Source organism: Tenacibaculum sp. SG-28, from assembly GCF_002954385.1.
Taxonomy (GTDB): Bacteria; Bacteroidota; Bacteroidia; order Flavobacteriales; family Flavobacteriaceae; genus Polaribacter.
On the sequence record NZ_MQVY01000001.1, the window covers coordinates 964,231 to 979,390 of the forward strand.

The 15,160-nt window shown below is 32.7% G+C and carries 16 protein-coding genes and 1 pseudogene; 9 read left to right on the top strand and 8 right to left on the bottom strand.

From position 1 onward, the window contains the following. Nucleotides 1–13 precede the first annotated feature (13 nt). On the top strand, nucleotides 14–700 hold the full coding sequence (locus BSU00_RS04240; protein WP_105003253.1) for a hypothetical protein: 687 nt from the start codon (nucleotides 14–16) through the stop codon (nucleotides 698–700). Here the strand turns inward: BSU00_RS04240 and BSU00_RS04245 are convergent. Next, the gene (locus BSU00_RS04245) at nucleotides 674–1,147 is read right to left on the bottom strand and encodes a PDZ domain-containing protein (protein WP_105003254.1); all 474 of its coding nucleotides are present in this window, start codon (nucleotides 1,145–1,147) and stop codon (nucleotides 674–676) included. The genes BSU00_RS04240 and BSU00_RS04245 overlap by 27 nt on opposite strands. After that, nucleotides 1,144–2,064 carry a pepsin/retropepsin-like aspartic protease family protein gene (locus BSU00_RS04250; protein WP_158254390.1) on the bottom strand — a complete coding sequence of 307 codons (921 nt, stop codon included), beginning with the start codon at nucleotides 2,062–2,064 and terminating at the stop codon, nucleotides 1,144–1,146. Before BSU00_RS04250 ends, BSU00_RS04245 begins: the two co-directional genes overlap by 4 nt. Nucleotides 2,065–2,213: 149 nt before the next feature. On the opposite strand from BSU00_RS04250, the gene BSU00_RS04255 reads away from it, so the two are divergent. The 7 genes and pseudogenes from BSU00_RS04255 (at nucleotide 2,214) to lipA (ending at nucleotide 8,604) form a co-directional block, all read left to right on the top strand. Then, nucleotides 2,214–3,404, top strand: coding sequence for a pyridoxal phosphate-dependent aminotransferase (locus BSU00_RS04255; protein WP_105003256.1), 1,191 nt, complete (start codon nucleotides 2,214–2,216; stop codon nucleotides 3,402–3,404). Continuing rightward, nucleotides 3,405–4,412 (top strand): UDP-N-acetylmuramate dehydrogenase, encoded by a 1,008-nt coding sequence (murB, locus tag BSU00_RS04260; protein ID WP_105003257.1) that lies wholly within the window; start codon nucleotides 3,405–3,407, stop codon nucleotides 4,410–4,412. A 139-nt stretch (nucleotides 4,413–4,551) separates the two neighbouring features. After that, entirely contained in the window at nucleotides 4,552–4,755 is a 204-nt protein-coding gene (locus BSU00_RS04265; RefSeq protein WP_105003258.1) for a membrane or secreted protein, read from the top strand. A 54-nt stretch (nucleotides 4,756–4,809) separates the two neighbouring features. Then, nucleotides 4,810–5,868, top strand: coding sequence for a glycosyltransferase family 2 protein (locus tag BSU00_RS04270; protein ID WP_158254391.1), 1,059 nt, complete (start codon nucleotides 4,810–4,812; stop codon nucleotides 5,866–5,868). A 59-nt stretch (nucleotides 5,869–5,927) separates the two neighbouring features. Next, entirely contained in the window at nucleotides 5,928–6,434 is a 507-nt protein-coding gene (locus BSU00_RS04275) for a sigma-70 family RNA polymerase sigma factor (RefSeq protein ID WP_105003416.1), read from the top strand. A gap of 42 nt (nucleotides 6,435–6,476) precedes the next feature. After that, nucleotides 6,477–7,693: pseudogene (locus tag BSU00_RS04280) on the top strand (Nramp family divalent metal transporter). 41 nt (nucleotides 7,694–7,734) lie between these two features. Continuing rightward, nucleotides 7,735–8,604 (top strand): lipoyl synthase, encoded by an 870-nt coding sequence (gene lipA, locus BSU00_RS04285; RefSeq protein WP_105003260.1) that lies wholly within the window; start codon nucleotides 7,735–7,737, stop codon nucleotides 8,602–8,604. 240 nt (nucleotides 8,605–8,844) lie between these two features. Here lipA and BSU00_RS04290 read toward each other — a convergent pair whose 3' ends face one another. Next, the gene (locus tag BSU00_RS04290; protein WP_105003261.1) at nucleotides 8,845–10,203 is read right to left on the bottom strand and encodes a pyridoxal-phosphate dependent enzyme; all 1,359 of its coding nucleotides are present in this window, start codon (nucleotides 10,201–10,203) and stop codon (nucleotides 8,845–8,847) included. A 44-nt stretch (nucleotides 10,204–10,247) separates the two neighbouring features. Continuing rightward, nucleotides 10,248–11,483 carry an FtsX-like permease family protein gene (locus BSU00_RS04295; RefSeq protein WP_105003262.1) on the bottom strand — a complete coding sequence of 412 codons (1,236 nt, stop codon included), beginning with the start codon at nucleotides 11,481–11,483 and terminating at the stop codon, nucleotides 10,248–10,250. A 63-nt stretch (nucleotides 11,484–11,546) separates the two neighbouring features. Here BSU00_RS04295 and BSU00_RS04300 point away from each other — a divergent pair, with 63 nt between their 5' ends. Further along, nucleotides 11,547–12,725, top strand: a complete 1,179-nt coding sequence (locus BSU00_RS04300) for an exo-beta-N-acetylmuramidase NamZ domain-containing protein (protein WP_233188584.1) — start codon at nucleotides 11,547–11,549, stop codon at nucleotides 12,723–12,725. A 39-nt stretch (nucleotides 12,726–12,764) separates the two neighbouring features. Here the strand turns inward: BSU00_RS04300 and BSU00_RS04305 are convergent, their stop codons facing one another. The 4 genes from BSU00_RS04305 to BSU00_RS04320 form a co-directional block, all read right to left on the bottom strand. Next, a complete protein-coding gene (locus tag BSU00_RS04305; protein ID WP_105003264.1) occupies nucleotides 12,765–13,490 on the bottom strand; it encodes a DUF6503 family protein in 726 nt (241 codons plus the stop codon). A 161-nt stretch (nucleotides 13,491–13,651) separates the two neighbouring features. Beyond that, on the bottom strand, nucleotides 13,652–13,942 hold the full coding sequence (locus tag BSU00_RS04310) for an STAS domain-containing protein (RefSeq protein ID WP_146104787.1): 291 nt from the start codon (nucleotides 13,940–13,942) through the stop codon (nucleotides 13,652–13,654). Between the two features lie 140 nt (nucleotides 13,943–14,082). Beyond that, a complete protein-coding gene (locus BSU00_RS04315) occupies nucleotides 14,083–14,787 on the bottom strand; it encodes a LytTR family DNA-binding domain-containing protein (protein WP_105003417.1) in 705 nt (234 codons plus the stop codon). Continuing rightward, nucleotides 14,787–15,110 (bottom strand): histidine kinase, encoded by a 324-nt coding sequence (locus tag BSU00_RS04320; RefSeq protein ID WP_105003266.1) that lies wholly within the window; start codon nucleotides 15,108–15,110, stop codon nucleotides 14,787–14,789. The genes BSU00_RS04315 and BSU00_RS04320 overlap by 1 nt, the downstream gene beginning before the upstream one ends. Between the last annotated feature and the right edge of the window lie 50 nt (nucleotides 15,111–15,160).

The window sequence follows — 15,160 nt, forward strand, 5'->3', positions numbered from 1 at the left end:
TGAACCATTTAATATGAGAAAGTTTTTTAAAGTTTTAGGAATTTTATTTTTAATACTAACTGTGATTTCTGTAATTACCTATCACAGTTATCACGAAGAACTCCCGCAAGGAAAAGTTGGTGCTGCGGCGGATAGTTTAGCTACCAAAATGTTGCATGCATTAGACTATAAGGCCTACAAAAACACGCGGTATATCGAATGGAATTTTAGAGGAGTACACGATTATAAATGGGATAAAAAAACGGGGATTGTAGAGGTTACTTGGGATAGTAAAAAAGTAATTTTGCACACAAAAGAAATCGAAAAAAGTATTGCTTACGAAGATGGAAAAGAAAGTGACAACAGTGAACTAATAAGTACTGCTCAAAACTATTTTAATAACGATAGTTTTTGGCTAGTAGCTCCATATAAAGTATTTGACTTCAGTGTAACAAGGAGTATCGTTCCTTATAAAGGTAAAAAAGCACTTTTGGTTACCTACAATGCAGGAGGATCAACACCTGGTGATTCTTATTTATGGATTTTAGATGGTAATTATATACCAGTAGCTTTTAAAATGTGGGTGTCTATACTACCAATTGGAGGTGTTGAAGCCTCTTGGAATAATTGGACAACAACCTCTTCAGGAGCTAAATTACCTACTAAACATAGCTTTAGCACTGGTACGCTAGAACTAGAAAACATAAAGGGATATCGTTAAATAAAAACTAAATTTTGTAATGTAATTAAATCCTTTTTCTAACCGAAAAGAATATTTTAAATCTTGCCCCGCTCTCTTAATACTAAGTTTAATTTTTCGATTTGGTTTTGACCGAAATATTTCTGAAAAATCGGATAAATTTAATTCATAAAAAGGTTTTCCATTTAAATAGTAAATAATGTCCCCTTCAAGTAAACCAGCCTTTGCAGCTGGTGAATCTTTAACGATTTTATCTATTTTAAACGAAGGCTTAAAATTGTACACATAGTTAGAGACAAAATCGATTATCTTCCCTGTATTTGGGGAGTTGTATTCTTTTATCCCATAGGAGTTTACCGTAGATAATTTCTTTTGTGCTACTAAGTCTAATTTCCCATATATCACCTGAATCCCACTCATATTGTAAAAGAATCCGTCGTTAAAATTTCTATTTTTTTGAAGTTTCAAATTTCTATTTTGGTAATCAATCCAAATATTAAAACGTTTGAGAACTCCTCCTCCAATACTTCCATGTCTACTCTTATCCTTCTTGCATTAGAAGTTGAAAGCGTATCTAAAAATGAAACTGTAGGATATGGCAGTGAAAATTCACCAATACGTAGCTCAGAAATACGACTTCGCTTTCCATAAATGGTACCACTAAATCCCTCTCCTAGTATATCTTCAAAATATTTTTCAGGTTTTTGTATTGATGGCTTTGTATCCTCAAATAGCCATAAAGCATCACTTCCACCGGAGTCGACTAAAAATTTTACAGGAATATTAATTGAATCTTTATTTTTTAATTGAACAGAAACATTTACATATGGTTTGTTGTCAGAAAAATCTATTTGTAATTCTTCACATGATTTGCATTTTTTTGGTTTGTAATACAATGGATTGTAGAAAGTAAGTTTTTTAGAAGTGTAGTTTATGTGAACTACAAGATCTTTTAATATTGCGTAACCAATAACACCGTGAATGGTAACACCCATCCTAGACGACAAATTAAAACTGTTATTCGACAAGATTAAAACCTCCTGGTCTTTTCCTGAAATTTTTTCTGTCTCAATCGTATTTTCAAAGGAAATTAAAGCCTCCACAGGTTGCCCCTCCCCTAAACCACGGACTAATATTTTTCTGTAATTAGTAAATAATAAATCTTTATTCGCAGATAAATCGAATAAAATGGTTTTGTTAACTCCTGTATCCAAAATAAACGATAGCTCATTTCCATTTACAGTTAAAGGAAACACAATCAAATTATTAATTAATTGGAAAGGAACTACTTCTTTCTTTTTTTGAGGATTTGTAAACTTAAAAGACACTTGTGCATTACTGTGATAAAAAACAAATATCAGAAGGGAAAAAAATAATTGACGCAAGGGAATAATTTTAAAACATTAAAAATACGATGATATTTAAAAATAAAATTCAAATTAATAATTATTAACACTTTTTTTTAAGGATAAAAAAGCATTACAAATAAAAATAATTTCGGAAATTTGTAGCATTAACAACTAATATAATTACAATGCCTTCAATTTCAATTAAAGGAAATGCTATGCCTCAATCACCCATCCGGAAATTAGTTCCCTATGCAGAGGCTGCAAAGAAAAACGGCACAAGAGTTTTTCATTTAAATATTGGACAACCAGATATTAAAACCCCTAAAATTGCATTAGATGCAGTAAAAAATAACGCCATAGAAGTTTTGTCTTATGCAAGATCAGAAGGTTCGGAATCCTACAGGACAAAACTTTCGAATTACTACGATAAGAACGGAATAAAAGTAGATGCAAAAGATATAATTGCGACTACAGGAGGTTCAGAGGCATTATTATTTGCGATTGGTAGTATAACAGATCCAGGAGATGAAATTATTATACCAGAGCCATTTTATGCTAATTACAACGGATTTTCTACTGCATCTGGCGTTCATGTAGTTCCTGTTATTTCGAAAATAGAAGATAACTTTGCATTACCCGCTATCGAGGAATTTGAAAAACTAATTACTCCAAAAACAAAAGCCATCTTAATCTGTAATCCCGGGAATCCCACAGGATATCTATACAGTGAGGACGAGCTAAATAAATTGAAACAAATTGTACAAAAACACGATTTGTTTTTAATTGCAGATGAGGTGTATAGAGAATTTACCTACGATGGTGAAAAGCATAATTCTGTAATGTCATTAGAAGGGCTAGAACAACATGCCATCATGATTGATTCTGTATCGAAAAGGTATAGTATGTGCGGCGCAAGGATAGGATGTATTGTTTCTAAAAACGAAGCGTTTATCCATACCGCTTTAAAATTTGCACAGGCTCGCTTGTCGCCTCCAACCTATGCTTTACTAGCAAGTGAAGCAGCGTTAGATACACCACAGAGTTATTTCGATGAAGTAATTGAAGAATATGAAGATCGAAGAAATACACTAATAGCCGAGTTACAAAAAATTGATGGGGTTAGGGTAGCAAAACCAAAAGGAGCTTTTTACTGTATTGCGGAATTACCTGTTACTAATTCAGAAGATTTTGCACAGTGGATTCTGGAAGAGTTTCACGATAATAATGAAACAGTTATGGTTGCTCCTGCAGGTGGTTTCTATTCTTCCGAGGGCGAAGGAAAAAATCAAGTCCGAATTGCATATGTGCTGAATAAAAAAGACCTTATTCGTTGTGTGGAGATTATTAAAATAGCCTTAGCGAAATACAATAGTTAATTGAATATTCAAGAACACATATCTTTAAAAGAATACAATACGTTTGGTATGCATGTATATGCCAAACGTTTTGTCTCTGTTTCCTCTTTCTTTGCATTAAAAAATATCTTAGAAAAAGAAAAGGAAGTGTACATAATTAGTGGAGGAAGTAATATACTTTTAACCAAAGACATCTCATGTCTGGTAATACACATTGATATTAAAGGAATTTCAATAGACAAGGAAGAGGAAAACTATATTTATCTAACCGTAAATGCTGGGGAACATTGGCATGACTTTGTAAACTGGTGTATTGCTCAAAATTATGGTGGATTAGAAAACCTATCTTTAATTCCTGGTTATGTAGGAACAGCTCCCATTCAAAACATAGGCGCCTATGGTGTTGAGGTTAAGGATGCTATTACTAAAGTAGAGGGCATCGACATTAAGTCTGGTAAACGAGTTTCATTTTCCAATACAGCCTGTAATTTTGGGTATAGAAACTCTATATTCAAACAAAAGCTTAAAAATAAGGTGGTGATTACAGCGGTTAGTTTTAAACTAACAAAGACCAAGCATGTTATAAACTCATCCTATGGTGCGATTGAAAGTGAGTTGAAGAAGAAGAATATTGTAAATCCTAGTATTAAAGACATTTCTGAAGCAGTAATATCTATTCGAAAATCCAAACTTCCAGACCCAAAAAAAATTGGAAATAGTGGTAGCTTCTTTAAAAACCCAGTAATAGCAATAACAAAATACGAAGCCTTACAAAAACAGTTTCCGAAAATCCCAAGTTATCCAATTTCCGAAAATGAGGTAAAGGTTCCTGCTGGTTGGCTTATTGAAAACATTGGCTACAAAGGAAAAAACTATGGAACATATGGAGTGCATGAAAAGCAAGCTCTTGTTCTTGTAAACTATGGAGATGCTTCTGGAAAAGATATCTATAGGTTGGCACAAGAGATTCAAAAAGAAGTTGAAAAAAAATTTGGTATTCATTTAGAAATGGAGGTAAACATACTTTAAAACGTAGTTTCGAATCTGAAATTCCCATTGAAAATTAAGAAATATCTCCCACCCATAAAACGCTATAATTTTAGTCTATTTTAAGAAAGATACAATGAGATTTTCGTATATTTGCCAACGATTTAATTAAGATTTTTGTATGAAATTAGTATTTGTGACTGTAGGTTTATTAGCAATTGCTTTTGCAGGTATCGCCATAAAAATATGGGCTAAAAAAGACGGTGAATTCGCAGGAACCTGTGCTAGTCAAAACCCGATGCTTAACAAAACCGGTGAATCTTGTGGTTTCTGTGGAAAAACCCCAGATCAATTTGATACTTGCACTGACACTGCACACAGCTAATTTTAAACCTGTACGATGCTCAGAGCTACTTTTGTCTACATTCCTGTAGTTTTTATGAGTATTCAATATTTGTACTACCTCTTCTTTATTCTCCTCGGTAAAACAAAACCTAACACCAAGAATACAACACGAGAATCAGGTATCTCAATTCTAGTATACGTAAAAAATAAAGAAAACGTACTGCACGAATTTATTACTTCCTTACTAGAACAGACCTATGAACATAAAGAAATTGTTTTGGTAAATCATTGCTCTACGGATAATAGTTTGTCTATTATGGAAGCTTTTTCCGAAAAATATAAGACTATAAAAATTGTTAATGTAGCCAACAATGAAACATTCTGGAACAATAAGAAGTATGCCTTGACACTTGGAGTAAAAGCCGCTACATATGATTGTATTTTATTTACCGAATCTACGGTCATACCTGCTACTAAAGAATGGATTGCAACAGTGGCAAATTCTTTTGCAACTACAAAAACAATTCTCATCGGTAATGAGAAGATTATTACCACTAAAAATTCCCTACTTGGAATTTTATCTAAATTCACTAATATCCTAACTACTGCACAAATGATAAGTTTTGTAAACATTGGAATTCCTTACAAAGCTTTCAAAGGTAATTTTGCCATGCATAAAGAGGATTTTTTTAGGGTTAACGGTTTTATAAGTCACTTAAAAATTAACAACGGTGAATTTGATTTGTTCTTACAAGATGCGGCCAATTCTAGAAATACAACCATGAGTCCGGTACCAAAAAATACGGTGTATCGGAATAGTACAATATCGCTTAAAAAGTATCTTTCCCTGCAAAAAGAGGATATAAAAATCATCAAAGAATATAAAAAATTACCAAAGACATTTCTCCGACTATTTCGTTTCAGTAAAATTATAGTATATCTAACCTTACCTTTACTGTTTTTTTTAAATCTAAAATATTCTTTAGGTTTCTTATTGGTATATTATCTTTTGCAATACGCAGCTTTATTTTCGTTAATAAAAGTATTCAAAGAAAAGAAATTACTCATTTTTTTACCTATATTAGATTGTTTGTATGCTATGGTGTGTTTATATACATTTATGAGCACTTTAGCTAGCAGCGTAAAAAATTGAAGATCCTTACGAACATCAAACTAGAACAATACATAAAAAAAGCTAAAGAAGGAGAACAAATGGCCTTCAATTATTTGCTAGATCACTTTTGGGAAAGCGTTTATTATTTTCAATTACAGAAGACAAAAAATGATAATGATGCGGAAGATATTACCATTCAAACGTTCTCCAAAGCTTTTGATAAAATCCATTCTTTTGACGAAAATTTTCAATTCAAAACTTGGCTCATTGCTATATCAAAAAATGTATATATCGACTTTCTTCGTAAAAACCATAGCTCAATATCCATAGAAACTACTGTTGAAAAAGAAGCAGAAGTATTGGATATCGTCGATAATTCGCCTTCTCCTGAAGACAAAATAATAACCGAGCAAAACCTTGCAAAATTACTTCTCGATATTAAACAATTAAAGCCTAAATACCAACAGGTAATTCATTTACGTTTCTTTCAAGAACTTAGCTATCGAGAAATTTCAGAAAAAATAGAAGAACCTATAAATAATGTAAAAGTAAAACTCTTGCGAGCAAAAAAGTTACTTGCTGAAATTATTCGTAAATCCAGCTAACTTTTTTTTAAGTACATTTAAAGACTTTTAACCTCAAAAAACATGAAAAAAGTTTTTCCTTTACTCGGTCCAGGAATTTTGTTTGCCGGAGCGGCTATTGGCGTATCCCATTTGGTACAATCTACAAGAGCAGGAGCAGAATTTGGTTTTGGTTTGTTGTGGGCATTGGTACTTGTAAATATTTTTAAATATCCATTTTTTCAATTTGGCCCCAGATACACCGCAGCGACCGGAGAATCTTTACTAGATGGTTACCGAAAGCTAGGAAAAGGAGTACTAATTAGCTACTACATTCTGAATTTTGCCACTATGTTTACTATTCAAGCAGCAGTAACCATTGTTACGGCAGGTCTAGCCTCCCATATATTCGGAATAACAAACGATTTAGTACTATGGTCATTCCTAATACTATTTTTAAGTCTTCTAATTCTGATATTCGGTAAATACAAGCTCTTAGATAATTTAATGAAGTACATAATAATTATACTTACTATCAGTACATTAGTAGCTGTTTTAGTAGCTATTTTTAAAGACCAAAAAGGCTATAGTTTTACACAAATCATTCCATCAGGTTCTGCTGAATTGACATTTCTTATTGCATTTTTGGGATGGATGCCAGCACCGCTAGACATTTCTATTTGGCATTCTTTATGGTCGGTCGAAAAAAATAAAATTACATTTGAAAATATTGATGTAAAAAATTCCATATTTGACTTTAACGTCGGTTACATAGGCACCCTATTCTTAGGCATATGCTTTGTAATTCTCGGTGCTATGGTGATGTTCAACTCCGGAATTACTTTCTCAAGCAAAGGAGCTGTATTTGCAGAGCAACTCATACATTTATACACAGAAAATTTAGGAACCCATACACATGTGTTTATAGGAATTGCCGCATTTACTACTATGTTTAGTACCACATTAACCACTTTAGACGCCTCTCCAAGAGCAATGGAAAAATCATCCGAATTGTTACTAGGTAAAAAGAGAAAATTAAATTATTGGTTTTGGATTATTCTCTTGGCAATAGGCACTTGTATACTTTTAAAATATTTTATGGCAGATATGGGTTTTTTGGTAAAATTTGCTACAATTTTATCCTTTTTAACTGCTCCATTTTATGCTATTATAAACTACCTACTTATTACGGGTAAACACACTCCAAAAAAAATCGACCAAATATTTGGATGAAAGTTTGGAGTATTGCTGGAATTCTTTTTCTGATTCTTTTTAGTACCTGGTTTTTACTTAATTTGTAAAGCTTTTATTTGTAAATTTGTATTTTCAATACAAGAGTAACATGATAAACGAAACAGTAACACTACCTGAAAGACCCAAGAAACCAAAATGGTTACGAGTAAAGCTTCCTGTTGGTAAAAAATATACGGAATTACGTGGCTTGGTTGACAAGTACAAATTGAATACTATTTGTACCAGTGGAAGTTGCCCGAATATGGGAGAATGTTGGGGAGAAGGTACTGCGACTTTCATGATTCTCGGTAATATTTGTACTCGTTCGTGTGGATTTTGTGGTGTAAAAACAGGGCGACCGGAGACGGTAGAATGGGATGAGCCTGAAAAAGTAGCTCGTTCTATAAAAATAATGAAAGTTAAGCACGCTGTAATCACATCGGTTGACCGCGATGATCTAAAAGATGGAGGTTCTATTATATGGGCAGAAACAGTGGATGCCATTAGAAGAGCAAATCCAAACACTACTCTAGAGACATTAATTCCCGACTTTCAAGGAAATGAAAAATTAATTCAACGTATTGTGGACGTTCATCCTGAAGTTGTTTCTCATAACATGGAAACCGTAAGACGATTAACTAGGGAAGTACGAATTCAAGCAAAATACGAAAGAAGCCTTGGAGTCTTAAAATATCTGAAAGACAAAGGTATGCGAACAAAATCTGGAATGATGTTAGGACTTGGTGAACGTGAAGATGAAGTAATTCAAACGATGAAAGATTTACGTGAGGTTGGTTTGGATGTGTTAACTATGGGGCAATATCTACAGCCAAGTAAAAAGCACCTACCAGTAAAGGAGTTTATAACTCCGGATCAGTTTAAAAAATACGAAACTATAGGTCTAGAAATGGGATTCATGTACGTAGAGAGTAGCGCATTAGTTCGATCTTCTTACAAAGCACACAAACACGCTAGTTAGGAATAGAAATTATGAATACATTAACAATTTAACATATAAAAGTTAATAAATTGTAAAATAAACAAACAAAATTAAAATTATAGCTCTAATTTATATTTTTGGCACAGTGTTTGAAACATATAAAATAACACAGCAACAAGTTTGTTTTCATTGTGTAAATTATTTGAATTAGTTTGATTAACAGAAAAACCCACCAATTGGTGGGTTTTTGTTTTTGTACTCATTTCAGATACTAAAAGCTTAAATAGCGTTGATAATATCGTACTTTGTTATAATATGATGCTTACCATTTTCCAACGCTACTAATACAGCCTGATTGTCTTTCGTAATTAATTTTGAAACTTGATCTATAGACGCGGTTTGTCCTACGATAGGGTAAACATTGCCCATAACTGCTTTTATAGGCTTGTTTGCAATATTTTTATCCGCAATAAAATTGTGTAAAAGCACAGATTCATCAATAGAACCTACGAATCCTGTACTATTTTTTACAGGTATCTGAGAAATCTTAAATTCTCGCATGCGCTCTATGGCATGAGAAACCAACTCTTCTGTTTGTACAACTACAAGAGGTTTATCGGCATGGGCTTTAATTAGATCTGCAGCGGTGGTAACCTCTTCCTCCAAAAACCCCCTGTCTCGCATCCAATCGTCATTGAACATTTTACCGACATAACGACTTCCATGATCGTGAAACAACACTACAATAACATCATCAGGCTTAAATTTATCTTTAAGCTGTAGCAAACCTTTTATAGCTGAACCGGCTGAATTTCCAACAAAAATTCCTTCCTCTTTGGCTATTTTTCTAGTGAATACTGCTCCGTCCTTATCCGTTACCTTGGTAAAGCCATCAATTAGACTAAAGTCAACATTTTTAGGAAGTATATCCTCTCCTATCCCCTCGGTGATATAAGGATAAATCTCATTCTCGTCAAAAATACCTGTTTCGTGATATTTTTTAAAAACAGAACCATAGGTATCTACCCCCCATATTTTTATGTCTGGATTTTTCTCTTTTAGGTATTTCGCAGTACCCGATATAGTTCCTCCTGTACCTACACCAACAATAAAATGCGTTATTTTACCCCCGGTTTGTTCCCAAATTTCTGGACCAGTTTGCTCGTAATGTGCCAACGCATTGGAAGGATTATCGTATTGGTTTACATACCACGAATTAGGAGTTTCTTCTCCTAATCGTTTAGAAACCGAGTAATACGACCTCGGATCATCAGGCTCTACATTAGTAGGACAAACAATTACCTCCGCACCAACAGCACGAAGAATGTCCATCTTTTCCTTAGATTGTTTATCTGAAATTACAAAAATACATTTGTACCCTTTTACAATGGCTGCCAATGCCAAGCCCATACCGGTATTTCCAGAAGTTCCCTCAATTATTGTACCACCGGGCTTTAATCTTCCATCAGCTTCTGCATCTTCAATCATTTTCAATGCCATTCTATCTTTCACAGAGTTTCCTGGATTGAAAGTCTCTACTTTTGCCAATACTAATGCATCAATTTCTTTTGTGACAGAATTTAATTGCACTAATGGTGTATCCCCTATCGTTTCTAATATGTTTTTAGCGTATTTCATCCTAAATTATTTAGGATACAAAGTAACAAAAAGAAATTGTCAAATTAGGCAAACTTAATAGATTTTGAAGGCTCTATTTTAGTAATAATATAGGAAGGAACAATTAGCATTAAAAAACAAAGGAATAATGTTCCTAAATTCAACAGTAAAATGGAAAAAATATCGATTGAAATTGGTACCACATCTACATAATAATTTTCGGGATTTAATTGTAATAATTTAAAATATTTCTGGATAAAAAGCAGCATTAATCCAATGATGTTACCAAAAAACATACCCTTTAGTATTAGGAAAGAAGCATTGTAAATAAATATTTTCCGAATACTCCAATTGGTGCTTCCTAAAGCTTTTAAAACACCAACAGTTTGCACTTGTTCTAAAATTAAAACTAATAATGCAGTTATCATATTAATGCCAGCAACTAGAATCATAATTCCAATTATAACCCAAACGTTATTTTCAAGAATACCAAGCCAATTGAAAATTTGTGGGTAATTTTCAGCAATGGTAGTACTATTTAGTGTCGCGCCGATAGCATTGTAAATTTCCGTTCCCTTATCCTCTAAATGGGTAAAATCGTTTAACAATACTTCAAAGCCACCAACTTGATCTTCTTTCCATTTATTTAGCCGCTGTACCTCCCGGATATCTCCAATTACCATAGTTTTATCAAATTGTTGGAAACCTGTATCGTAGACCCCAACAACAATTGGTTTTCTTTGTGCAAATGGAATTTTACGATTGGTAACGCTAAATACAATTTGAATGGTATCCTGTAACTTTAATTGCAACCGATCGGCGATGGTTTTAGATATTAAGATCTCTTTGTTCCTGTCTAAAGTGTAGTTTGGCAACCTACCTGCAATTAAATACTCATTGAAAAATGAAAAATCGTAATCCTCAGAAACTCCTTTAAAAACAATACCTTCAAAATCAGTTTCGGTACGTATTACTCCAAATTTATTTGCGTAAACCTGTACATTTCTTATGTCAGAAATCGTTGAAAATTCTGGGTAAAAGGGTTGCTTTTTCGATATGGGTACCGTTGAAATATCCGTATTATTATTGTCGTAATTAACAATCTGCACATGTCCTTTGAAACCCGTTATTTTATCGCGAATTTTTTGCTGAAAACCAGTACCAATTGCAACCGAAATCAACATCACCACAATCCCAAGGGAAATTGCAATAGTGGCAATTTTTATTATTGGGGATGAAATACTATTTTTATACTCTTTACCTGCAATTATACGTTTTGCAATAAACCACTCGAAATTCAATAGACTATGCTTTTAAAGTATCCCAAAAATACATATTTATTATTTGTTTTCTTCAACTGTTTTATGCAGGTTTGTCTCGCGCAGGATTCCAGAAAAAAAGAATCCCTATCGTATATAAAAGAAGAAGTAATTGTGACCGGAGCAGATCGGGTTGGGCTATATATCGACAAACTAAAAAATAAAACCATTGCAATTGTTGCAAACCAAACCTCTATCATAAAGCTAGCAAACAAACAAGAGGAACATATCGTAGATTATTTACACGCGAATAAACAAATCAACGTTGCTAAAGTTTTCGCACCAGAACATGGTTTTAGAGGCAAGGCAGATGCAGGAGAGACTGTTAAAGATGGTATAGATCAAAAAACCAAACTACCTATTATTTCGCTATATGGAAAGAATAAAAAACCATATCCCTCCCAACTAAAGAACATCGATGTTGTTGTTTTTGACATACAAGATGTGGGCGCAAGATTTTATACCTACATATCAACATTACATTATGTAATGGAGGCCTGTGCAGCCGCAAAAATTCCAGTACTACTTTTAGACCGTCCAAATCCGAATGGTGCTTACATAGACGGTCCAATACTTGAAAATAAACATAAAAGCTTCGTTGGTATGCATCCCGTTCCTATTGTTTACGGAATGACTATTGGTGAGTACGGTACCATGATCAATGGTGAAAAGTGGCTAGACAAAGCGTTACATTGTGATCTAACTGTCATACCATTAAAAAACTACAACCACAATAGCAGCTATAATTTACCAATAAAACCATCGCCTAACCTACCGAATGCAAAGGCCATCGAATTATACCCTTCACTTTGCTTTTTTGAAGGAACTAATGTTTCTGTTGGTAGAGGAACAGACAAGCAATTTCAAATTATTGGTACTCCTGCCTATAAAATAGCTAGTCACAACTTTGCATTTACTCCAAAACCCAACGAGGGAGCGAAATATCCAAAGCACGAAAATCTAGAATGTTATGGATTAGATTTAAGAAAAGAAGAGAAACCAAATAAAATTGAACTAAAATGGCTAGTACAATTTTATAAGGCACACCAAGAAAACAACGAAGACACACCATTCTTCAATGCATTTTTTACTAAACTTGCCGGTACTAAGAAATTACAACAACAAATTGAAAGTAACACATCTGTTACAGAAATTAGAAGCAGTTGGGAAAAAGAGCTTAACTTATTTAAAGTAATCCGCAAAAAATATTTATTGTACAAATAACAAAGATATTTTAAGCAACACGTATTAGCGTTCTATACTTTACTCTACTATTTTTATATCGGTTAAAATAATTTCCGAGAGTTTTACAAGCTTTTCATCCTCGTATAAACGGTCGATAGATAGAAAATCTACGTCGTTGTTTTTTGGCTTATAATTATTGTAATCTACCAATCGAATACCATTGTTTATATGTTCCTTTTTAACATCTCTAAAACGAATACCGCCGCCATTTGTATGGTATTGATATGCCAAATATTCTAATTTAAAAGTGTCTTCTGCAAACCAATAAAGAAAAACGTCATCATGGTCGTCTCCACCTCCTTCTTTGGCAAAAGTTACTTTAATTTTATAATACGATTTCCCTTTGATAACAACTGTTCCTAACAATTCTTTCTTTACCGCTGGGTCATTTAAACCATAAGGTAATATAGAAAAATAATGCACTGAATTAACCGCGTTGGAAAGTTGGTTAATTTCTTTATCCGATAGAGAAATTACAGTTCCATTCGTCTTTCGTTGAAAGCCACTGTTGGTTAATTCGTCTTCCAAAAATATACTATCTTTATAAAAAGATCGGGTTAATGTGAACACCCCATTGTTCCTATTTGCAGTATACTTTTTATTTCGAAAATTGAAAGATATCTTAGCATTTCGCACCTTGTATAATCCGGTGTTTTCTATGGATTTATCTACAATGACTTGTGCATCGTACTTTGGTTTACAAGAGTATAGAAAGACTACGGCAATAAGTAAGTAATATTTCATTTCTAAATGTTTCTAGGTAAGTCGTCAAAGTTACAGGAAATATAGTGCTAGGAAGTGAAAATTATGTTAATAAAAGATGTAAGCAAAAAGGCTTTGTAACTAACGAATACTATCTAAAGAAATAACAGCATAACCTAAAACAAAAATAATGCTTATTAAAACTAGGATTTTAACAAGGATTTTAATCTAGGATCTTTTAAAATCCAAAGTAGACTCTTATCGACATTTTTTAGTACTCTAAATTTTTTACCTGTGGCTAATGCCATTTTGTATAATTCTATAAATACGTCAAGTACATAATTATCCATTTTTGTCACACTTTTTAAACTTACAACTATTTTAGAATCATGTTGTAGTATAGTTTTAAAATAAGTGCGTAAATTATTGGAGTTTTCTTGCACTAAATCTCCTTTAATTTCATAAGTGCCTTTTTGGAAATCAATTTTTAACATAAAAGTATCTTTATAGTGATTACTATACATCAAAAATGAAGAAAACAAATCATTTTTCCCATTAGTTTCGACTAAAGGCTAATATACATCGACCAATGATGTAATCCAATAAACAATTCTTGAATAAAAAAAATGTAAAACTAGTTTAACAAATTAAGACGCTTCATCAATTCAGGACGATTAGATCTACTTACCGGTATTACCTCTTTTTTAATAAGAACACTATTGTCTTCTATATCGATGATTTGTTTTAAATTTATGATAAAAGACCTATGAATTTTAAGAAAAACATCATGCGGAAGCTTTTCTTCTACTTTTTTCATAGTCGTATGTACAATATGGTTTTTAGTTTCTGTTTTTATATTGATGTAATCACCTTTTGCTTCGATTAGATATATTTCTGAAATTAATATTTTAACTAATCTTCTATCAATATTAACGTACAATTCACGATCCGATTGCTCTAAAGTTTGAGATGCTGTTTCTGAGTTATGGTGCAGCGGAACAACTTTGGCTAAAGCTTTCATAAACCGTGGAAATTTAATCGGTTTTACCAAATAATCTGCAATACAAGGATATTCAAAGGCATCTAGAGCAAATTTTTTATCTGAGGTTGTTAATATAATCTGTGGTGGATTCTTGAGACTATCTATAAAGTCAAAACCGCTAAGTTCCGGCATATGAATATCTAAAAATACTAAATCCACTTTATTATTTGCTATGAAGTCTATGGCCTCAATAGCATTTGTAAAAGTTTCAAGAACTGTTACGTTCTCTAATTTAGAACAATATTTTTCAATTATAACACGTGCTAATTCATCATCGTCAATAATTATGGAGTGAATCATAAATCTTTACTTTTTAGGAATTTTTCTATTTCTTTTAAAATAATTTCAAAATCGTGAAAAAGTACCGTGTTATTTTCTAATAACTGATTTTCGAAGGAGGTTGCTAAACGATAACCATCTTCTAGGTTCAATAGGTTGATTTTATGTTTTAGTTTATGAACAATAGCAGCACTTTCATGATTGTTATTCTGATGAAAGGCATGTAAAAATTTTTTTTTTTCTACATGGAACTCTTTTTGCATTATTGCCAATAATTTGTCTCTAAATTCTATATCGTTATCAGCTATTTCATTGACTTTGGATAAATTAGGACCATTCATTTTCTTAAAATTATTATTTAAATATAACGCAAAAAAAATAAAATTCAAAA